General features: G+C 64.7%; 17 protein-coding genes and 1 pseudogene. 17 read left to right on the plus strand and 1 reads right to left on the minus strand.

All coding sequences use genetic code 11. From position 1 onward, the window contains the following. Positions 1 to 287 (minus strand): annotated as a pseudogene (locus BTO32_RS08270) (formylglycine-generating enzyme family protein); the annotation flags it as partial. Positions 288 to 508: 221 nt separating this feature from the next. Between BTO32_RS08270 and BTO32_RS08275 the strand changes: the two are divergent. The 17 genes from BTO32_RS08275 to BTO32_RS08355 all read left to right on the plus strand — a co-directional run bounded on the left by BTO32_RS08275 (position 509) and on the right by BTO32_RS08355 (position 19,292). Continuing rightward, entirely contained in the window at positions 509 to 1,603 is a 1,095-nt protein-coding gene (locus BTO32_RS08275) for an AI-2E family transporter (protein WP_139339052.1), read from the plus strand. A 141-nt stretch (positions 1,604 to 1,744) separates the two neighbouring features. Next, a complete protein-coding gene (locus BTO32_RS08280) occupies positions 1,745 to 2,890 on the plus strand; it encodes an alcohol dehydrogenase catalytic domain-containing protein (RefSeq protein ID WP_076724169.1) in 1,146 nt (381 codons plus the stop codon). Then, positions 2,887 to 3,930 (plus strand): proline racemase family protein, encoded by a 1,044-nt coding sequence (locus BTO32_RS08285; protein ID WP_076724170.1) that lies wholly within the window; start codon positions 2,887 to 2,889, stop codon positions 3,928 to 3,930. The genes BTO32_RS08280 and BTO32_RS08285 overlap by 4 nt, the downstream gene beginning before the upstream one ends. Before the next feature lie 78 nt (positions 3,931 to 4,008). Beyond that, complete coding sequence (locus tag BTO32_RS08290) at positions 4,009 to 5,658, plus strand: AMP-binding protein (protein WP_076724171.1); 1,650 nt, start codon at positions 4,009 to 4,011, stop codon at positions 5,656 to 5,658. Continuing rightward, positions 5,655 to 6,077, plus strand: coding sequence for a PaaI family thioesterase (locus BTO32_RS08295; RefSeq protein WP_076724172.1), 423 nt, complete (start codon positions 5,655 to 5,657; stop codon positions 6,075 to 6,077). Before BTO32_RS08290 ends, BTO32_RS08295 begins: the two co-directional genes overlap by 4 nt. 79 nt (positions 6,078 to 6,156) lie before the next feature. Further along, positions 6,157 to 6,954: an ABC transporter ATP-binding protein gene (locus BTO32_RS08300; protein WP_076724173.1), complete on the plus strand. Its 798-nt coding sequence runs from the start codon at positions 6,157 to 6,159 to the stop codon at positions 6,952 to 6,954. Beyond that, positions 6,951 to 7,673, plus strand: a complete 723-nt coding sequence (locus tag BTO32_RS08305) for an ABC transporter ATP-binding protein (protein WP_076724174.1) — start codon at positions 6,951 to 6,953, stop codon at positions 7,671 to 7,673. Before BTO32_RS08300 ends, BTO32_RS08305 begins: the two co-directional genes overlap by 4 nt. A 73-nt stretch (positions 7,674 to 7,746) precedes the next feature. After that, positions 7,747 to 8,961 (plus strand): ABC transporter substrate-binding protein, encoded by a 1,215-nt coding sequence (locus BTO32_RS08310; protein WP_076724175.1) that lies wholly within the window; start codon positions 7,747 to 7,749, stop codon positions 8,959 to 8,961. A gap of 90 nt (positions 8,962 to 9,051) precedes the next feature. Next, on the plus strand, positions 9,052 to 9,939 hold the full coding sequence (locus BTO32_RS08315) for a branched-chain amino acid ABC transporter permease (protein ID WP_076724176.1): 888 nt from the start codon (positions 9,052 to 9,054) through the stop codon (positions 9,937 to 9,939). 2 nt (positions 9,940 to 9,941) lie between these two features. Further along, positions 9,942 to 10,937 carry a branched-chain amino acid ABC transporter permease gene (locus BTO32_RS08320; protein ID WP_076724177.1) on the plus strand — a complete coding sequence of 332 codons (996 nt, stop codon included), beginning with the start codon at positions 9,942 to 9,944 and terminating at the stop codon, positions 10,935 to 10,937. An 85-nt stretch (positions 10,938 to 11,022) separates the two neighbouring features. Beyond that, positions 11,023 to 11,679 carry a CerR family C-terminal domain-containing protein gene (locus BTO32_RS08325; RefSeq protein WP_076724178.1) on the plus strand — a complete coding sequence of 219 codons (657 nt, stop codon included), beginning with the start codon at positions 11,023 to 11,025 and terminating at the stop codon, positions 11,677 to 11,679. Then, the gene (gene hlyD / locus BTO32_RS08330) at positions 11,676 to 12,653 is read left to right on the plus strand and encodes a secretion protein HlyD (protein ID WP_076724179.1); all 978 of its coding nucleotides are present in this window, start codon (positions 11,676 to 11,678) and stop codon (positions 12,651 to 12,653) included. The genes BTO32_RS08325 and hlyD overlap by 4 nt, the downstream gene beginning before the upstream one ends. After that, on the plus strand, positions 12,650 to 14,332 hold the full coding sequence (locus BTO32_RS08335; protein ID WP_076724180.1) for an ATP-binding cassette domain-containing protein: 1,683 nt from the start codon (positions 12,650 to 12,652) through the stop codon (positions 14,330 to 14,332). The genes hlyD and BTO32_RS08335 overlap by 4 nt, the downstream gene beginning before the upstream one ends. After that, positions 14,325 to 15,422 (plus strand): ABC transporter permease, encoded by a 1,098-nt coding sequence (locus tag BTO32_RS08340; protein WP_076724181.1) that lies wholly within the window; start codon positions 14,325 to 14,327, stop codon positions 15,420 to 15,422. The genes BTO32_RS08335 and BTO32_RS08340 overlap by 8 nt, the downstream gene beginning before the upstream one ends. Position 15,423: 1 nt before the next feature. Then, positions 15,424 to 16,506, plus strand: coding sequence for an ABC transporter permease (locus BTO32_RS08345; protein WP_076724182.1), 1,083 nt, complete (start codon positions 15,424 to 15,426; stop codon positions 16,504 to 16,506). A gap of 117 nt (positions 16,507 to 16,623) precedes the next feature. Then, positions 16,624 to 17,769 carry an HlyD family secretion protein gene (locus BTO32_RS08350; protein WP_076724183.1) on the plus strand — a complete coding sequence of 382 codons (1,146 nt, stop codon included), beginning with the start codon at positions 16,624 to 16,626 and terminating at the stop codon, positions 17,767 to 17,769. After that, entirely contained in the window at positions 17,766 to 19,292 is a 1,527-nt protein-coding gene (locus BTO32_RS08355; RefSeq protein WP_076724184.1) for a DHA2 family efflux MFS transporter permease subunit, read from the plus strand. Before BTO32_RS08350 ends, BTO32_RS08355 begins: the two co-directional genes overlap by 4 nt. The last annotated feature ends 3 nt before the right edge of the window (positions 19,293 to 19,295 follow it).

Below are 19,295 nucleotides of genomic sequence, written 5' to 3' on the forward strand. Positions count from 1 at the left end.
TCGGTGTCGTAATCGATCTGGCACATTTGGGTCGAGCCCGGCTCACAGGGCATGCCGAAGTCACCCATGACGAAGGTACCGCCTTCGATGAACACCATGTTGTCCAGAGCGCGAACCACCAGCTGGGTGACTTCGTGCTGTTTGCGGGTGGACAGGTCCGGATGATGTTCGGCGACCCGGGCCCGGATGTCGTTGATCTCCGACGGGGACAGGGACTCGCTGGTGATGGTTGGAGACGAGCAGGCGGTGAGGCCGGCCAGAAGGGTAAAGAGAACCGTTCTGCGCATAATTATGGGTATCCTCCCCAGAACGCGTTTCATCCTTGATTACCGGGGCATTCTAGCGCTCTGGAATGCTCGTGTCACCCGGGGGTGGCGGGAGGTCTGGCTGCGAAGGTCGCCGGCGTTGCTTGGGGCTGTAGGCAAGGTTGGCCTGTCGGGCGGCGGGCAGTAGACTGGTGCCTTTCCAATACACTGTCTGGAGGGGCCCGCAGACCATGGACGAACCGATGCCGGAACGCTCGACGAAGCACGAGGAGGGCGCGCGCCCCTGGGTCTCATCGGATCTGTCGACACCGGTGTACGGTCTGTTCACTCTGGGCATCCTGTACACCTTGTATCTGGCCCATCAGATCATCCTTCCGATCGTGCTGGCGGTCCTCGCCAGCCTGCTGCTGTCACCTCCGGTTCGCAAGGCTTATGTGAAGTGGCGCGTGCCCCGGGTCGTCAGCGCTCTGGTGATGGTGTTGCTGTTGCTGGCGCTCCTCGTTGGCGTGGGGTGGGCGGTGGCGACCCCGGCTCTGGAATGGGCGGAACGGGCACCTCAGGGATTGTCGAGGCTGCTGGTGGGGGAGAGCCCGATTCGGCAACAGCTTGATCGGGTGGCCCAGTCGGCGGAGGAAGTGGAGCGGTCGGTGCAGGAGTTTTCGGATTCGGGTGGAGAGGCGACCACCACGGTGGTACTGCAAACGGAGTCCTGGCGCAGCCAGGTGTTGGCGCAGGCGCGTAACCTCGTGGCCGGCCTGGCTCTGACGTTGGCCCTGACCTATTTCCTGCTGGTCAGTGGTGACCGGTTGATCCGCAACCTGGTCCGGCAGCTGCCCAGGCATCAGCGTAAGCGGGTGTTGCGGATAACCCATGACTCCCAGCACCAGATTGCCCAGTACCTGTGCGTGCTGGGCGTCAGTAACTCTTCCGTCGGCGTGATCACCGGTCTGATCTGTTGGGGCATTGGTTTGCCGGACCCGGCCGTCTGGGGCTTGGTCGCCGGTCTGGCGCGTTTTGTTCCCTACCTGGGCAACGTGCTGACACTGACGCTGCTGGCCCTGGTCTCGGTGGTTACCCTCGATGCCTATTGGATGATGGCGCTGGCGCCCCTCAGTTTCATGGCCCTGACCACGGTGGTGGGCTTTTTTCTGGAGCCGTGGATTCACGGCTTTCGCATGGCCATTAACCCGGTGGTGGTGTTCGTGTCGATCTTCTTCTGGGGCTGGCTCTGGGGGCCGGTGGGGGTACTGCTGGCGGTGCCCCTGATGACGGTGATTCAGGTGGTCCTGAAACAGATCCCCCGCCTGCGGCCGGTGTATCGGGTCATTGCCCGCTGAATACCCGCTGGGTCGGTCAGGGGTACCGGATGCCCGAAACCGGCCCTGACACGCCGGCCGATCTTTCCTATCCTGACCGTTTGAACGTCATTCACCGGGTCGTTGGTCGGCCCGGTCCATGGACAGGAGGTGATCGTGCCTATGATCCCGCGCACCATGAAAGCCATGGTTCTGACCGGTCACGGGGGCCTTGAGGCTTTGGAATACTGGGAGGTGCCGACACCCAGGCCGGCCCCGGGCGAAGTGCTGGTTCAGGTGACCGCTACCGCCAAGAACAACACGGACCGCAAGGCGAGGGAAGGGCTGTATCCCACCCGCAAGGGGGAAGTGACGTCCTTCCAGATGGGGGGCAGGCCCACTCTGACATTTCCCCGTACCCAGGGCGCCGACGTGGCCGGCCGGGTGGTGGCCGTGGGCGAGGGCGTCGACGAAAGTCGCATCGGCGAGCGGGGACTGCTGGATTTCAACCTTTATGCCGACGACCGACGGGACATCAACCTGACTCCGGACTATTACGGCCATGGGGCTGATGGCGGCTACGCCGAGTACGTGGCCGTGCCCTCGGACCAGTTTCATGCCATTCCCAATCCCGAGCTGAGCGATGCCGAAGTGGCGGCTCTGGGCCTGTGTTCGTACCAGACGGCCCTGCACATGCTGACAGCTGCCGATGTGCGGGCCGGCGAGCGCGTGCTGGTGACCGGTGCCAGCGGCGGTGTCGGTACCGCGCTGATCCAACTGTGCCGGATCCTGGGGGCCGAGCCCTATGCCCTGAGTACGCCGGACAAGGCCGAGGCCCTGCTTGGTTTGGGTGCCAAGGCGGTGCTGGACCGCTCCGACATGGCGGGTTTCGTGGCGCGGGTGAAGGCGTTGACCGGAGGCAAGCCGATGGACGCGGTGATGGACCTGGTTGGTGGTGATATGACCGACCGCTTCATCGACGCCATGATCTTCGATATGAACGCCCGGGACACCTACCCTCGTCTGAGCATTGCCGGTGCCAGCGGCGGCAACCTCAGTGAAATCCTGTGGACCCGCATCTATCTGTACCAAGTGCGGATCTTCGGCGTCTCCCACGGTACCCGGGACGAGGCCGAGCGGCTGATCAGATGGATTCGCGAGGGCAGGCTTAAACCCGTGCTGCACGGTACTTTCCGGCTGTCCGAGCTGCGCCGCGCCGAGGCTTATTTCGTGAACCGGGGCAGCCGTTATCTGGGCAAGATCGTTATCGTGCCCGACGCGCAGTGGCCGGCACATGGACAACGCCATGCCCTGGAGGCCGACGCATGAAACCGGAGCTGAGCCTGCAGTTGCTGGACACCCACGCCGGTGGCGATGTCAGCCGTATTGTCACCGGGGGAATTGACCCGCTGCCCGGCAGGACCGTGCGTGAGCAGATGGCGTATCTTCGGGATGATGCCGACGGTGTGCGCCGGTTGCTGCTGGCGGAACCCTACGGCATCCCGGAGATGTCGGTGGACCTGCTGGTTCCCGCCACCGACCCCAGGGCCGCTGCCGGATACATCATTATGGAGGTCATGGGGTACCCGATCTATTCCGGTTCCAACACCATCTGTACGGCCACCGCGGTGCTGGACGCCGGATGGGTGCCCAAGCGGGAGGGACGGCAGCGGTTTATGCTGGAGTCCCCGGCGGGGCTGGTCCAGATCGAGGCGGTGGTGCGGGACGGGGTGGTGGAAGCCGTCACCTGTGGCGGACTGCCCAGCTACATCCACACCCACCGCGCCCATATCGAGGTGCCGGACCTGGGCCGGGTGACGTACAGCGTTGCCTACAGCGGCGGATTTTACGCGCTGGTGGATGCCGCTGAACTCGGCTTCGACCTGACTCTGGACGAAGAGCGCGCCCTGGCGCGGACGGCCCATGCCATCGTGGAGGCCATCCAGGCCGAACAGGGGTTTTCCCACTACACCCTTGGGGATGTCGGCCCGCTGCCGTTCCTGCATTTCATGGGGCCGGAGGAACGGGTGGCGGAGGGTTACGTCCGGTCCCGTTCCGCCACCTACGTGCACCCGGGCGTGATTTGCCGCAGCACCACCGGCACCGGGACCTCTGCCCGCCTGGCCCTGATGAACCACGAGGGTCGCATCCGCCCGGGCGATCGCCTGGAGACCGTATCCCTGCGGAACACCGGATTTATCGGCCAGTTTTCCTCCGAAACCAGGGCGGGCGGCTACCGGGTGGTCAACAACACCATCACCGGACGGGCCTATGTCCTGGCGCGCTCGGAAATCGTCGTCAACTGTGACGACCCGCTGGTGGAATGCGACGGCCTGCACCACATTCTGTCGAGCCGGAACTCAACCTAAAGTTTACCTTTACGTAAAGTGCGGCCTGTGCTAAATCTGAACTCGTGCAATCGACCATAACAACAACAGGAGTTCACCATGAGCCTGCCGAACTACGCCGACGTATATGAGAATTTCGACCCCGACGCCCTGGCGGCGGAGATCCTGGACGGTCGCCTGGATACCGGCCTGAACGTATGCCATGAGATCTGCGACAAATGGGCGGCGGACCCGGGCAGGGTGGCGCTTTATTATGAAACCTCCGAGGGTGGTGATGGCACGCTGACCTTCGCCCAGCTGAAGGCCGCCTCGGCGCGCTTCGCCAACTATCTGCATGCCCAGGGGATCGGCAAGGGCGACCGTGTGGCCGGGTTGCTGCCCCGCGGGCCAGAACTGCTGATGGTGATTGCCGGCACCTTGCGCGCCGGTGCCGTCTACCAGCCCCTGTTTACCGCCTTTGGTTCCGGTGCCATTGAATACCGGCTGGAGCGGGCCGGCACCCGGCTGGTGGTCACCGACCCGGCCAACTACCCGAAGCTCGGTGACGTGAAGAACTGCCCGCCGGTGCTGTGCGTGAATGCCGCCGAGGCCGGTGCCGGGGTTCCAGATTTCGCCGAGACCCTGGCCGCGCAGTCCGACCGGTTCGACCCGGTCATGGTTACCGGCAACGATCCGTTCCTGCAAATGTTTACCTCGGGCACCGTCGGCAAGGCCAAGGGCGTGGCCGTACCGGCCAGGGCGCTGTTGCCGTTCTATGTATACATGAAGTACGCCATTGACCTGCGCGAGGAGGACCGCTACTGGAACGTGGCGGATCCGGGCTGGGCTTACGGCCTGTACTACGCAGTGGTCGGACCCTTGCTGATGGGGCATGCCACCCACTTTAACCCGGGCGCGTTCACCCCGGAGTCCACTTACGACATGATCCGCAAGTACAGGATCACCAACCTTGCCGCCGCGCCCACCGCCTACCGTTTGCTCAAGGCCAACGATCACGTCCTGCCGCCGGGTGAGAATCTGGGGCTGCGAGTGGCGTCCAGCGCCGGCGAGCCGCTAAACCCGGAGGTGGTCAACTGGATCCGCGACCGTCATTTCTGCCCAGTCAAGGATCACTACGGCCAGACCGAAACCGGCATGACCTGCTGCAACTTCCACGGGCTCGAACACCCCACCCGGCAAGGCTCTATGGGCTATTCCGCGCCGGGGCACCGGGTCGTGGCGCTGAACGAGAAATACGAGGAAGTGGGCGAGGGCGAGATCGGCCAGCTGGCGGTGGATCTCAACGCCTCGCCGCTGTTCCAGTTCGACGGCTACACCTGGGGCGAGAAGGACCCCTTCGTCAACGGTTACTACCTGACCGGCGACATGGTGATCTGCCATGGTGATGGCAGCTACTCCTTCAGCGGCCGGGATGACGACATCATCACCACCGCCGGTTACCGGGTTGGCCCCGCCGATGTGGAGAGTACCCTGCTGGAGCATCCGGCGGTGGCGGAATCCGGGGTGGTGGCCAAGCCGGACGAGAAGCGCGGTGCCATCATCAAGGCATACGTGGTGATCAAGGCGGGGCAGGAGCCGGCGGATGAGCAGGCTCTGAAGGACGAGCTGCAGGAGCTGGTGCGCCGGCGCCTGTCGACCCATGCCTACCCGCGCGAGATCGAGTTCGTGGACGAGCTGCCCAAAACGCCGAGCGGCAAGATCCAGCGTTTCATCCTGCGCAATCGGGCCAAGGAAGAGGTTGAGGCATGAAGGTCTCGCTGGAGGAACTGAAACGGTTTCTCACCGAGCAGTTCCCGCAGGGGGAAGCGTTCGGCACCCTGCAGGCGCTGGGGGACGGCTGGGCGGAGATGCGCCAGGAAGTGGACGCGTCTCACCTGCGGCCCGGAGGCACAGTCTCCGGGCCCACCATGATGGCGCTGGCGGACGTCGCCATGTACGCCGCGCTGCTCAGCCGGATCGGCCTGGTGCCGCTGGCGGTGACCACCAATCTCAACATCAACTTCCTGCGCAAGCCCGTGGCGCACGCCGCCATCCGGGCGCGGGCCAAGTTGCTGAAGGTGGGGCGCACCATGGGGGTGGGTGAGGTGTTCGTCTATTCCGAGGGCATGGAAGAGCCAGTGGCCCATGCCACCCTGACGTATTCGATTCCGCCGGAAAAATACCGCTAGCAGGTATTGACGTTTACGTATACGTCAATTTAATCTGTGAAAGTTGAAAAATACAACAATAACAAAAGGCAGATTTCGTATGACCGAAGCCTACGTGCTTGAAACACGGAACCTGGTCAAGGAATTCAAGGGATTCGTCGCCGTCAATGACGTCAACCTGAAGATCCGCCAGGGCGACATCCATGCCCTGATCGGCCCCAACGGCGCCGGCAAGACCACCGTGTTCAACCTGCTCACCAAGTTTCTGATCCCTACCCGCGGGCAGATCCTCTACAAGGGAGAGGACATCACCGCCCTCAAGTCCGCCACCATCGCCCGCAGGGGGGTGGTCCGGTCCTTCCAGATCTCGGCGGTGTTTCCCCATATGACTGCGCTGGAGAACATCCGCGTCGCCCTGCAAAGCTTTGAAGGCAACTCCTACCGGTTCTGGCAGTCCGGCCGGCGCCTGAACAGGCTCAACGAACGGGCCATGGAACTGCTGGACGCGGTGGGACTGACCGAGTTCGCCAACACCACCACCGTCGAGCTGGCCTACGGCCGCAAACGGGCGCTGGAGCTGGCCACCACCCTGGCCATGGAACCCGACGTGCTGCTGCTGGACGAGCCCACCCAGGGCATGGGCACCGAGGACGTGGAGCGAGTGGTGGCGCTGGTGCGCAAGGCCGCCGAGGGTCGTACGGTTCTGATGGTGGAGCACAACCTGAGCGTGGTCAGCAAACTGTGTGACCGCATCACCGTGCTGGCCCAGGGGGCGGTGCTCACCGAGGGTGACTACGCCACCGTGTCCGCGGACCCCCGCGTCCGCGAGGTCTACATGGGGACCGAGTCCAGCGGCGAGCGGGGCGCCGCGCCATCCGTTCCGGAGGCCGCCTCATGACCCATGCATCGAATCGCGAATACGAACAGCTCCGGATTTCAGGGCTCCATGCCTTCTATGGCGAGTCCCATATCCTGCACGGCATCGACTTGGTGGTGCATCGTGGTGAGCTGGTCACCCTGCTGGGCCGCAACGGCGCAGGCCGCAGCACCACCCTCAAGGCCATCATGAACATGGTGGGCCGCCGTACCGGGTCGATCATGGTCAACGGCGAGGAAACCATGGCCTGCGCGCCGCATCACATTGCCAGGTTGGGTGTCGGGTATTGCCCCGAGCATCGGGGCATTTTTTCCTCACTCAACGTCCAGGAGAACCTCACCCTGCCGCCGGTGGTGCGCAGCGGTGGCATGAGCCTGGAAGAGATCTACACCATGTTCCCCAATCTCTATGAGCGTCGCTTCAGCCAGGGCACCAAGCTCTCTGGCGGTGAACAGCAAATGCTGGCGATGGCGCGCATTTTGCGCACCGGCGCCAACATGCTGTTGCTGGATGAAATCACCGAGGGCCTGGCCCCGGTGATTGTGGAGAAACTGGGGGACGTGCTGGTGGCCCTGAAAAACAAAGGGCTGACCATCGTCCTGGTGGAGCAGAATTTCCACTTCGCCGCGCCGTTGGCCGACCGCCATTACGTGGTCGAACACGGCCAGATCGTTGAGGAAATCCGTGCCGATGAGCTCAGTGCCAAGCAATCGGTGCTGGACAGCTACCTGGGGGTCTGACCTTCCGGACGGCTGGTTTGAAACACGACAACAACAACCCGAACCAACGCAAGACAGTAGCGGAGATACAACAATGACAATGATGAAAAAGCTTCTGACCTCAGCCGTTGCCTCAGCCCTCATGGTGGGTGGCGCCCAGGCCGATATATCCGACAACACCATCAAAATCGGCTACCTGGCCGATATGTCCGGTACCTACCGCGACTTGGCTGGCCCGAATGGCCTGGCGGCGCTGAACATGGCGGTCGAGGACTTTGGCGGTAAGGTCAACGGCGCCAAGATCGAAGTGGTGAGCGCCGACGACCGCAACAGCCCGGACGTCGCCTCCAGTACGGTCCGCCGCTGGCTCGAGAACGACGATGTGGACCTGGTGGCCGGACTGGTGGCCTCATCCGTGTCCATCGCTGTCAGTGACATCCTGGAGGAGAACGACAAGCTGGGCATCGTGTCCGGTTCCGCCGCCTCCAGCATCACCAACGAGCACTGCACGCCCAACCACATCCACTATGTCTACGACACCTACCCGCTGGCCAACGGCACCGCGAGCGCGGTGGTCAAGGAAGGGGGCAAGTCCTGGTTCATTCTCACCGCCGACTACGCCTTCGGTCATGCCCTGGAAAGTGACGTGACCCGGGTGGTGGAAGCCAACGGCGGCGAGGTGATCGGGACCCTGCGTCACCCGTTCCCGACACCGGATTTCTCCTCCTTCATCCTGCAGGCCCAGGCCTCGGGCGCGGACGTGGTGGCCCTGGCCAACGCCGGTGCCGACACCACCAACGCCATCAACACCGCCAGCGAGTTTGGTATCACCCAGTCCGGCCAGACACTGGCAGCGCTGCTGCTGTTCCTGACCGACGTGCACGCCCTGGGCGTGGAAGCGGCCCAGGGGATCCAGCTCACCACCGGCTGGTACTGGGATATGAATGACGAAACCCGTGCCTGGTCCGACCGTTTCATGGAGAAAACCGGCGTCCGGCCGACCATGGTGCATGCCGGTATCTACTCCAGCACTCTGCAGTACCTGAAAGCGGTGGAGGCCACCGGTTCGGACGATGCCCAGACCGTGCGTAAGCACATGATGGAGACCCCGATCAACGACATGTTCGCCAAGAACGGCCGCATTCGCGCCGATGGCCGTATGGTGCACGACATGTACCTGGCCGAGGTGAAAACGCCGGCCGAGTCCAAGAGCGAGTGGGACCTGTACAAGATCCTGCGCACCATCCCGGCGGACGAAGCCTACCGTCCGCTCTCCGAGAGCAAGTGCCCGTTGGTTAGCAGTAAATAACCGGGCCAGCCCCGGGTCCGGCCACCGGCCGGTTTCCCGGGGCTCCGCAACGGCGACAACAACCTCCGCGCTGCCTCTGGAGTTTGCAACATGACCATGATTTTCGGTGTGCCCCTGGCGGTCCTTTCCGGGCAGCTGCTGATCGGGGTGATTAACGGCGCCTTCTATGCGCTGCTGAGTCTTGGCCTGGCGGTTATTTTCGGCCTGCTCAAGATCATCAACTTTGCCCATGGGGCGATGTACATGCTCGGCGCCATGGCAACCGTCATCCTGTTCGACGCCCTGGGCGTCAATTACTGGGTGGCGCTGTTCCTGGCCCCGCTTCTGGTCGGGGTGTTCGGCATGCTCGTCGAATACTTCCTGCTGCGCCGCATTGCCGGGCAGGACCATATCTACAGCCTGCTGCTGACCTTCGGCATCGCCCTGCTGGTGCAGGGCGTGCTCACCAACCTGTACGGTGTGTCCGGCCTGCGCTACGCCATGCCGGATATGTTCAAGGGCGGCATCAACCTCGGGTTCATGTTCCTGCCGTATTACCGGGCGTGGGTCATCGGGGTTGCGCTGCTGGTGTGCTTCGGTACCTGGTTCATGATCGAGAAAACCAAGCTTGGTGCCTATCTGCGTGCCGGCACCGAGGATGCCCAGCTGATGCAGGGGTTTGGCGTTAACGTGCCACTGCTGGTCAGCCTGACCTACGGCTTTGGTGTCATGCTCGCGGCCTTTGCCGGCGTGCTGGCGGCACCGATCTACTCGGTCACCCCGGTGATGGGCTCGCACATTCTGATCGTGGTCTTCGCCGTGGTGGTGATCGGTGGCATGGGCTCCATCGGCGGCGCCATCATCACCGGCGTGCTGATGGGCGTGATCGAGGGCCTCACCAAAACCTTCTATCCGCCGGCGTCGTCCGCGGTCATTTTCCTGGTCATGGTGGTGGTCCTGATGGTCCGGCCCACTGGCCTGTTTGGTAAGGAGGCGTGAGCATGACCCAGCCCGTCAACCCGGCAGACATTCACAACACCATCTTGGCTCAGCAAAAGGCGGAGGACCGCAAGAAACTGGCCATCAACACCGTCTTCATCGCCATCCTGCTGGTGGCGCCCTTTGTGCTGTACCCGGTCTTTCTGATGAAGATCTTGTGCTTCGCCCTGTTCGCGGTGGCCTTCAACCTGCTGTTTGGCTTCACCGGGCTGCTGTCCTTCGGCCATGCCGCGTTTCTGGCCACCGGAGGCTACACCACCGGCTATCTGCTAAGCCAACACTCGGGGCTGACCACCGAGCTGGGAATCCTGGCCGGTACCCTGGTCGCCACCGTTCTGGGCCTGGCCTTCGCACTGTTGTCCATCCGCCGCCAAGGTATCTACTTCGCCATGGTTACCCTGGCGCTGTCCCAGCTGGTGTTTTTCTTTTATGTGCAGTCGCCGTTCACCGGCGGTGAAGACGGCATGCATGGGATTCCCCGGGGTGAACTGTTCGGCCTGATCAGCCTGGAGGACAACCACAACATGTACTACTTCGTGCTGGCGGTGTTCATCGCCTGCTACGTGCTGGTACAGCGGGTGGTCAGCAGCCCCTTCGGACAGGTGCTCAGGGCCATCAAGCAGAACGAGCCCCGCGCCGTGTCCCTGGGCTACAACGTGGACCGCCACAAGGTGCTGGCCTTCGTGATCTCCGCCGCGCTGGCCGGGCTGGCCGGCTCCCTGAAGTCCGTGGTGTTCCAGCTCGCTTCCCTGAACGACGCCCATTGGCACATGTCCGGCGAAGTCATTCTGATGACCCTGGTGGGGGGCATGGGCACGCTGCTGGGGCCGGTGGTGGGGGCCACCTTCGTGGTCAACGTGGAATACCAGCTGTCCCAGGGTCCCCTGCGGGACTGGGTGGATCCGATCCTGGGCGGCATCTTCGTGCTGACGGTGCTGGCGTTCCGCAATGGCATCGTGGGCGAGATTCAGAAGTTCGTGCGCAGAAATCTCGGCTGAGAGTGGCGGCGCCGCCGACGGAGGTTGTCAGGCGCCGCTGCTCCGTCTATTCTCTATAGTTATTCAATCGAATAACTAAACTCTTATGTCCAAGGACTCCCGCAAGCGTCAGGGTGACCACACCCGCGACGCCCTGCTCAAGGCCGCGACCCGGGTGTTTGCCCAGGCCGGTTACCACGGTGCCAGCACTCGGGCGATCGCCCAGGCGGCGAACGTCAACCAGGCGTTGATCGGTTACCACTTCGGTAGCAAAGAGGCGTTGTATCAGGCCGTCTTTGTCTCGATCACCGAGGCGTTGGAACAGCGTATGGCTGCCCGGGTGGACACCCTGGAGGCGATGCTGGCGGCACCCGAGGTGCCGAGGCCGTCCTACCTGGCTGTGCTGGAAGGGGTCTGCGGTGGCATGGCCGAGCTGATGGTGCAGCCGGAAACCGAGTACTGGTCCCAGCTGATCCTGCGCGAGCAGCAGCAGCCGGGGCCCGCGTTCGAGGCCCTGTACGAGCGCTTCATGGGCCGGGTGCTGGACACCCTGACCCGGGTGGTGGCGCACCTGTGTCCGGCCCTTGACCGGAGAGATGTGAAACTGCTGGTGGTGTCCATGATCGGGCAGGTGATCGTGTGGCGCTTTGCTCGGGCCGGCATCCAGCGTCATCTGGGCTGGCAGCAGCCGGACATCGAGGCCATCAAGAATCGTCTGTTCACCAACATCCGCCTGTTGCTGCAAGAGGAACCTGCGCGATGAAAAAAGCATTGCTTGCTTTGCTGGTGCTGGCGCTGTTGGTGGCCAGCGGCTACGCCTGGTACCGCGGTCAGGACGCCGATGACGGGCCGTTGGTGCTTTACGGCAACGTGGACGTTCGGGAGGTGTCCCTTGGCTTTCGCCAGTCCGGCCGGGTGGCGCGGTTGTCGGTGGAGGAGGGGGACCGGGTCTCGGCTGGCCAGCTGCTGGCGGAACTGGACGATGAACCGTTCCAACACGCGGTGGCCGCGGCTCGGGCCCAGGTAGCCCAGGCCGAAGCGGCCCTGGCCCGGCTGGAGGCGGGCAGCCGGGCCCAGGAAATCGAGCAGGCCCGGGAGGCGCAGCGACAGGCGGCGGCGGTGTTCGCCAGCCGTGAACTGGCGTACCGGCGCCAGCGGGAACTGTCGGCCTCCGGCGCCACCAGTCAGCAGGCCCTGGACAGCGCCCGCTACGCCCTGGACGAGGCCCGGGCGCAGTGGGCGGCGGCCCGGGCCACCCTGTCGTTGCTGGAAGAAGGCGCGCGGCAGGAGGATATCGACGCGGCCCGGGCTCAGCTGGACCTGGCCCGGGCCGAGGCGGCCCAGGCGGACACGGCGCTGGCGGACACCCGGCTGATCGCCCCGAGTGACGGCGTGGTGCTGACTCGCGTGGTGGAACCTGGCACTGTGGTGCAGGCCGGTACCGCCGTCGTCAGCTTGGCACTGCGGGACCCGGTGTACGTTCGGGCTTACGTCAGCGAAGCCCGCCTGGGCGAGGTGCCGCCGGGAACGGAGGTCACGGTCACCACCGACAGCAGCCCACGTGCCTACGCCGGCCAAGTTGGCTTCGTCTCGCCCCGGGCCGAGTTCACTCCCAAGACCGTGCAGACGGAAGCGCTGCGGACCGAGCTGGTATACCGCCTGCGGATCCGGGTTCCGGACGCCGACGATCAGCTCTTGCAGGGGATGCCGGTCACCATCCGGCTCGGCCGGCCATGACCGCCATCGTTCTGGACGACGTGCACAAGCGCTTCGGCCAGGCCCGGGCCCTGCGGGGGATTTCCGCGCGCATCGCCGCCGGTCGCCTGACTGGGCTGGTGGGGCCGGACGGCGCCGGCAAGACCACGCTGATCCGGCTCATGGCCGGGTTGCTGACGCCGGATCAGGGCCAGCTCCGGGTGGCCGGGCTGGACCCGGTTCAGGACAGTGAGGTCCTGGCTGAGTCCGTGGGCTACATGCCGCAGCGGTTCGGCCTGTACGAAGACCTTACGGTTCAGGAAAACCTGCATTTGTACGCGGAACTGCGGGGGGTGGCGAAGGCGGACTACCGAGCCACCCTCGACCGGCTGCTGGCGTTCACCCGGCTGGAGCCGTTCACCGACCGCCTGGCCGGGCGCCTGTCCGGAGGCATGAAGCAGAAACTGGGTCTGGCCTGTGCCCTGATCACCTCACCGAAGGTGTTGTTGCTGGACGAGCCCGGGGTCGGCGTGGACCCGGTCAGCCGGCAGGATTTGTGGCGAATGGTCCAGGCGCTGACCGGCGAGGGCATGGCGGTGGTCTGGGCGACGGCTTACCTGGAGGAGGCTGAGCAGTGCGAGGAGGTGCTGCTGATGAACGAGGGCCGGCTGCATTTCAGCGGCCGCCCGGAGGCGCTGACGGAACGCCTGCGGCACCGGTGTTTTCGCCTGGCATCGGCCGGTGACAAGCGGGCGTTGCTGGCGCAGGTGCTGGCCAGGCCAGACGTCCGCGACGCCACCATCCAGGGCGAGTGCGTGCGTGTGGTACTGGCGGAAGGCACCACCGGGGCGGGGGCTGCGCTGGCTTCCCTGGGCGAGGTGTCCGCCGCGCCCCCGAGGTTCGAGGACGCCTTCATCGATCTGCTGGGGGGTGGCCCCGGCGGTCATTCCCCGCTGGCCGACCGGATGCCGGCGGTCACGACCCGGGGGGACCGGGTGTCCTGCCGCCATCTGACCCGTCGTTTCGGCGACTTCGTGGCGGCGGACGACGTCAGCTTCACCGTGCGCCCGGGGGAAATCATGGGCCTGCTTGGCCCCAATGGCGCGGGCAAGTCCACCACTTTCAAGATGCTGTGCGGCCTGCTTAAACCGTCCTCTGGCGAGGCGCGGGTGGCCGGCGTCGATCTCCGTCACGGCGCCAGCGATGCCAAACTTCGGCTCGGTTACATGGCCCAGAAGTTTTCCCTCTATGGGCTGCTGTCGGTCCGTCAGAATCTGTCTTTCTATGCCGGCGTCTACGGCCTGCGCGGACGCGAGAAACGGGCCCGTATCCGGGAGATGATCGAGGGATTCCAGCTGGAACCCCTACTGGACAGCGCCCCGGACCAGCTGTCGCTGGGGTTCAAACAGCGCCTGGCGCTGGCCTGCGCCTTGATGCACCGGCCACCGATCCTGTTTCTGGATGAGCCCACTTCGGGGGTGGACCCCATCACCCGCCGGGAGTTCTGGACCCACATCAATGGCCTGGTAAGCAAGGGCGTGACCGTCCTGGTGACGACCCATTTCATGGACGAAGCCGAATATTGCGATCGCGTCGCGCTGATGTACCGGGGCCGGGTGATCGCCCTGGACACGCCCGACGCCCTCAAGGCCCGGGCCGGCCAGGGCGCGAGCATGGAGCAGGCGTTCATTCACCTGATCGAGGCTCAGGCGCATGGCTAGCCGCCGCCTGCTGGCTCTGGTGAAGAAGGAAAGCCTGCAGATCCTGCGGGATCCGTCCGCCATGCTGATTGCCTTTGTGTTGCCGGTGCTGCTTCTGTTCCTGTTTGCCTACGCGGTGTCTCTGGATATCCGCCAGCTGCACCTTGGGGTGGTCCTGCAGACGGACAGCGCCCAGGCCCGGTCGCTGGCGGCGGAGTTTGCCGGCACGCCCTATTTCCGGGTACGGCCGGCCCGGGACCGGCGCGAGGTCGAGCCGCTGCTGGTGCGGGGCGAGCTTAAGGGTTACGTGCTCATTCCGGCCGATTTCGACCGTCGTCTGGCGCGTGGTGAGCCCCTGGTGCAGGTGGTGACCGACGGTACCCAGCCCAACACCGCCAGCTTCGTGGCGGGCTATGCCCGTGGGGTGTTGTCGAGTTGGCTGGCGGAACGGGGACTGTCGGTACCGGTGATGCTGGTCCCCCGGTTCTGGTTTAACCCGGAAGTGGAAACGCGCCGCTTCCTGGTGCCCGGCGCCATCGCCATCATCATGACCATGATCGGTACACTGCTGACGGCGCTGGTGGTGGCCCGAGAGTGGGAGCGGGGGACCATGGAAGCGCTGCTGTCCACCCCGGCCCGTATTCCCGAAATCCTGCTGGGCAAGCTGTTGCCGTATTTCGCCCTGGGCCTGGTGGCGACGCTGGGCAGCACGCTGCTGGCGATCCATGTGTTTGACGTGCCGTTGCGGGGCAGCTGGAGCACCCTGCTGCTGGTGTCCGCCTGCTTTCTGGTTCCCGCGCTGGGCCAGGGGCTGGTGATCTCGGCGCTGGCCAGGAATCAGTTCATCGCCGCCCAGGCCGCGCTGTTCTCGGGCTTTTTACCCGCCTTCCTGCTGTCCGGCTTCCTGTTCGAGATCGATGCCATGCCGGCGCCGATCCGCTGGCTGACGCTGATCGTGCCGGCCCGTTATTTCATCGAGTCCCTACACAGTGTCTTTCTGGTGGGGGATGTGTGGCCGCTGCTGCTGCGGGACATGCTGGCGATGCTGGCCATCGGCGCGGTGATGTTCGCGCTGGCCCGGGCCCGGACCCGCAAAAGCCTGGAGCCCTGACATGAATGCCTCGCGCCTGCTGGCCCAGGTTGTCAAGGAACTGCTGAGCCTGCTGCGGGACCCCCGCGCCCGGGCCATCCTGGTGCTGCCGCCGCTGTTGCAGCTGCTGATCTTTTCCTTTGCCGCCACCCTGGAAGTGCGCAACGCCACCATCGCCGTGTTCAACGAGGACCCGGGCCCGGCCGCCGAGGCATTCATCGCCGAGGTCAGCCACGCCAGCTTCGTGGGCGAGGTGATCCGCGTGCACGATTCCGGCCACCAGCGGCAGCTGTTGGAGCAGGGGCGGGTGCTGCTGGCATTGCACATCCCGGAAACCTTTTCCCGGGACCGGCTGGCTGGGGCGCCGGCAACCGTGCAGGTGCTGCTGAACGGCCAGAAGGCCAACACCGCCCAGGTCGCCCTCGGTTACCTGGAGGCGATGGCTTTGGCCCAGGACGGCCGGGTGGAACCGCTGGTGACGAGACATGACTTCAACCCCAACCTGATCTACCGCTGGTACGTGGTGCCGAGCCTGTCCGGGATTCTCTCCATGTTCATCGCGCTGGTGGTCACGGCGCTCTCCATTGCCCGGGAGCGGGAGCTGGGGACCTTTGACCAGCTGCTGGTATCGCCCACCACACCCCTGGAAATCATCCTCGCCAAATGCCTGCCGGCGGTGCTGGTCGGGTTCGTGATGGGGACGGTGATGATCAACGCGGCGCTGTGGCTGTTCCAGGTGCCATTCACCGGGTCGCTGGCTTGGCTGGCCCTGGCGCTGCTGCTGTTCATCGTTTCCGTGGTCGGCATCGGGTTGATGGTGTCGGCCATCGCCGAGACGCAGCAGCAGGCGATTCTCGGCGCCTTCGCCCTGGGCGTGCCGATGGTGCTGCTGTCCGGCTTTGCCACGCCGGTGGAGAACATGCCGGTGCCACTCCAGTGGCTGGCCCAGGCGATTCCCCTGACGCACTTTCTGGTGATCGTGCAGGGCAGTTTCTTAAAGGCCCTGCCGGCGGGTGCCGTGATCGCCCACCTGTGGCCGATGGCGCTGGCCGCGGTGGTAACCCTTTCCGCCGCCACCTTCGTGGTACGCCGGCGCCTGCACTGACCCGATGACTGTGGAAAACCGAAAGTCCCGGTTCCATGAAAAAATAAGCAAGCTTATAATTCTTTGCCTTTTGACAAGAACACAACAAATGACCAACCCATGCTTCGGGGAACGGACATGACACAAGACATCCACAACATCAAGGCGCTGCGTCGCCTGTCGGCGCTGTCCGGGCGGGCCACCCTGCGCTTTCTCCTACTGGTGATCGTCCCGCTCGTGGCCCTGGTGTCCGCGGGGACCCTTTATCTGCTGGGCGGCCGCTACGTCGAGACCGAGAACGCCTACGTGCACGCGGACAAGGTGTCGGTCGTGCCCGAAGTGGCCGGCACCATCCTTGAGGTGTCGGTGGTGGAGAATCAGCCGGTTCACGCCGGTGACCGGCTGTTCACCATCGACCCCAGCCGCTACCGCATCGCAGTGGCGCAGGCGGAGTCCGCCCTCGCGGACGTGCAGACCCAGATCGAGACCCTGAAGGCCCAGTACCGGGAGCAGGAGCAGCAGCTGCGCATTGCGCGCAGCAATCTGGAGTTCGCCCACCGCGAGTACCAGCGCCAGATGGAACTGGCCCGCAGTCATGCGGTGTCCGAGTCGGTGTTGGACAGCTACCGCCATCAGTGGGAACTGGCCCAGCAGCAACTGGCCCAGGCTGAAAAGGCGTTGGACCGGCTGCGGGCGGGCCTGGCCGGTGATCCGGACATCGCCGTAAGCGACCACCCCATGTACCGGAAAGCCGAGGCGGCCCTGGCGGCCGCCCGCCAGGATCTGGACGACACCGTGGTGGTGTCGCCGCTGGACGGCCTTGCCGCCAAGGTGCCGGTGGTGGGCCAGTACGTCGGCCCCAGTCGTTCCGCCATGACTCTGGTATCCTCCGATCGCGTTTGGATCGAGGCCAACCTGAAGGAAACCCAGCTGACCCATGTGCGCGAGGGCCAGCCGGTGACGATCGAAGTGGATGCCTACCCGGATCTGGAGCTGGAAGGTCGTGTTGGCAGCATTGCCGGCGCCACCGGCTCCGAGTTTTCGATCCTGCCGGCCCAGAATGCCACCGGCAACTGGGTCAAGGTGGTGCAGCGGGTGCCCGTGCGGATTGAGCTGGAGTCGCTGCCTGAGGCGGTTCGCCTGCGTTCGGGCCTGAGTGTGCTGGTGGAAATCGACACCGGCTGGCACCATCGCGGTCCCGGTTTCCTGGCGCCGGTGGTGTCCTGGGTGCGTGGCCTGGTTGGTAGCGCCACCGCGGCGGAACGGGACGGAGCGGAAGGGTGAACGCCCAGGCGACGGCGCCGGATACCGGCCTCAACCGCGCGCTGATCACCGTGTCGATCATGCTGGCCACCATCATGCAGGCGGTCGACACCACCATCGCCAACGTAGCCCTGCCGCACATGCAGGGCAGCATGTCGGCCACCTCCGAACAGATCGCCTGGGTGCTCACTTCCTACATCGTCGCCGCCGCCATCATGACCCCCATGACGGGGTTCCTTTCCGCCCGGTTTGGCCGCAAGCGCCTGTTCGTGGTATCCGTCACCGGCTTTACCGTGACCTCCCTGCTGTGCGGCGTTGCCGTATCCCTGGACCAGATCGTCCTGTTCCGGTTGTTGCAGGGGGTGTTCGGCGCCGGCCTGGTGCCGTTGTCCCAGTCTGTGTTGCTGGACACCTTTCCGAAGGAAAAACACGGTTCGGCGATGGCCATCTGGGGCGTGGGAGTCATGGTGGGCCCGATCCTCGGCCCCACCCTCGGTGGCTACCTCACCGAATACTACAACTGGCGCTGGGTGTTTCTGATCAACCTGCCGGTGGGCGTGCTGGCCCTGGCCGGCATCCTGATGTTCGTGCCGGAAACGGAGCGGATGCGCCGGCGCTTTGACTTGTTCGGCTTCACCCTGCTGTCGCTGGCCATCGGTTCGCTGCAGCTGATGCTGGACCGGGGCCAGAGCCTGGACTGGTTCTCGTCCCGGGAAATCGTCATTGAAGGCATCGTGTGCGCCGTGTGTCTCTACCTGTTCATTGCCCACATGCTGACGGCCCGGGATCCGTTCCTGGAACCGGGCTTGTTCCGGGACCGCAACCTGGTGATCGGCCTGGCCTTCATCTTCATCGTGGGCGTGGTGCTGCTGGCCACTCTGGCGCTGCTGCCCCCGTTCCTGCAAAGCCTGATGGGGTTCCCGGTGATCACCACCGGTGAAGTGCTGGCGCCCCGGGGCATCGGCAGCATGATCGCCATGCTGCTGGTGGGACGGCTGGTGAACCGGGTGGACGTGCGCTTGCTGGTGGGGTTCGGCCTGACCCTGACCGCCGTCTCGTTGTTTGAAATGTCGCACTTCAACCTGGAAATTGCGCCCATGGCCCTGGTGCGTACGGGCATCGTCCAGGGCCTGGGGCTGGGCTTCGTATTCGTGCCCCTGAGCACCATCACGTTCTCGACCCTGGATCACCGCTACCGCACCGAGGGGACCGCCATGTTCAGCCTGATGCGCAACATCGGTAGCAGCATCGGCATCTCGGTCATGGTGGCCTGGGCTGCCCGCAACACTCAGATCAACCACGCGGTGCTGGGCGAACAGCTCACCCCGTTCCGGGAACCGGTCCGGGCGTTGCTGGACATGCCCGCCCTCGGCAGCGATCAGACTCTGGCCTATCTCAATCAGGAGCTTACCCGCCAGGCCGCCGCCATCAGCTACCTCAACGACTTCCAGGCCATGGCCTGGATGACCCTGGCGGCGATCCCGCTGATTTTGCTGTTCCGCCGGGGCACTGCCCGCAGCGGTGAAGCCGTGGTCGCGGAGTAGGGC

Origin of the sequence: Marinobacter lutaoensis (assembly GCF_001981305.1) — a bacterium.
In the GTDB taxonomy this organism is placed as follows: domain Bacteria; phylum Pseudomonadota; class Gammaproteobacteria; order Pseudomonadales; family Oleiphilaceae; genus Marinobacter; species Marinobacter lutaoensis.

Coding starts and splice junctions, on each gene's coding strand:
- BTO32_RS08310 (WP_076724175.1), top strand. CDS start 7,747: ATGACAATGATGAAAAAGCTTCTGACCTCAGCCGTTGCCTCAGCCCTC.
- BTO32_RS08345 (WP_076724182.1), top strand. CDS start 15,424: ATGAATGCCTCGCGCCTGCTGGCCCAGGTTGTCAAGGAACTGCTGAGC.
- BTO32_RS08295 (WP_076724172.1), top strand. CDS start 5,655: ATGAAGGTCTCGCTGGAGGAACTGAAACGGTTTCTCACCGAGCAGTTC.
- hlyD (WP_076724179.1), top strand. CDS start 11,676: ATGAAAAAAGCATTGCTTGCTTTGCTGGTGCTGGCGCTGTTGGTGGCC.
- BTO32_RS08290 (WP_076724171.1), top strand. CDS start 4,009: ATGAGCCTGCCGAACTACGCCGACGTATATGAGAATTTCGACCCCGAC.
- BTO32_RS08350 (WP_076724183.1), top strand. CDS start 16,624: ATGACACAAGACATCCACAACATCAAGGCGCTGCGTCGCCTGTCGGCG.
- BTO32_RS08300 (WP_076724173.1), top strand. CDS start 6,157: ATGACCGAAGCCTACGTGCTTGAAACACGGAACCTGGTCAAGGAATTC.
- BTO32_RS08275 (WP_139339052.1), top strand. CDS start 509: ATGCCGGAACGCTCGACGAAGCACGAGGAGGGCGCGCGCCCCTGGGTC.
- BTO32_RS08335 (WP_076724180.1), top strand. CDS start 12,650: ATGACCGCCATCGTTCTGGACGACGTGCACAAGCGCTTCGGCCAGGCC.
- BTO32_RS08280 (WP_076724169.1), top strand. CDS start 1,745: ATGATCCCGCGCACCATGAAAGCCATGGTTCTGACCGGTCACGGGGGC.
- BTO32_RS08285 (WP_076724170.1), top strand. CDS start 2,887: ATGAAACCGGAGCTGAGCCTGCAGTTGCTGGACACCCACGCCGGTGGC.
- BTO32_RS08315 (WP_076724176.1), top strand. CDS start 9,052: ATGACCATGATTTTCGGTGTGCCCCTGGCGGTCCTTTCCGGGCAGCTG.
- BTO32_RS08305 (WP_076724174.1), top strand. CDS start 6,951: ATGACCCATGCATCGAATCGCGAATACGAACAGCTCCGGATTTCAGGG.
- BTO32_RS08325 (WP_076724178.1), top strand. CDS start 11,023: ATGTCCAAGGACTCCCGCAAGCGTCAGGGTGACCACACCCGCGACGCC.
- BTO32_RS08340 (WP_076724181.1), top strand. CDS start 14,325: ATGGCTAGCCGCCGCCTGCTGGCTCTGGTGAAGAAGGAAAGCCTGCAG.
- BTO32_RS08320 (WP_076724177.1), top strand. CDS start 9,942: ATGACCCAGCCCGTCAACCCGGCAGACATTCACAACACCATCTTGGCT.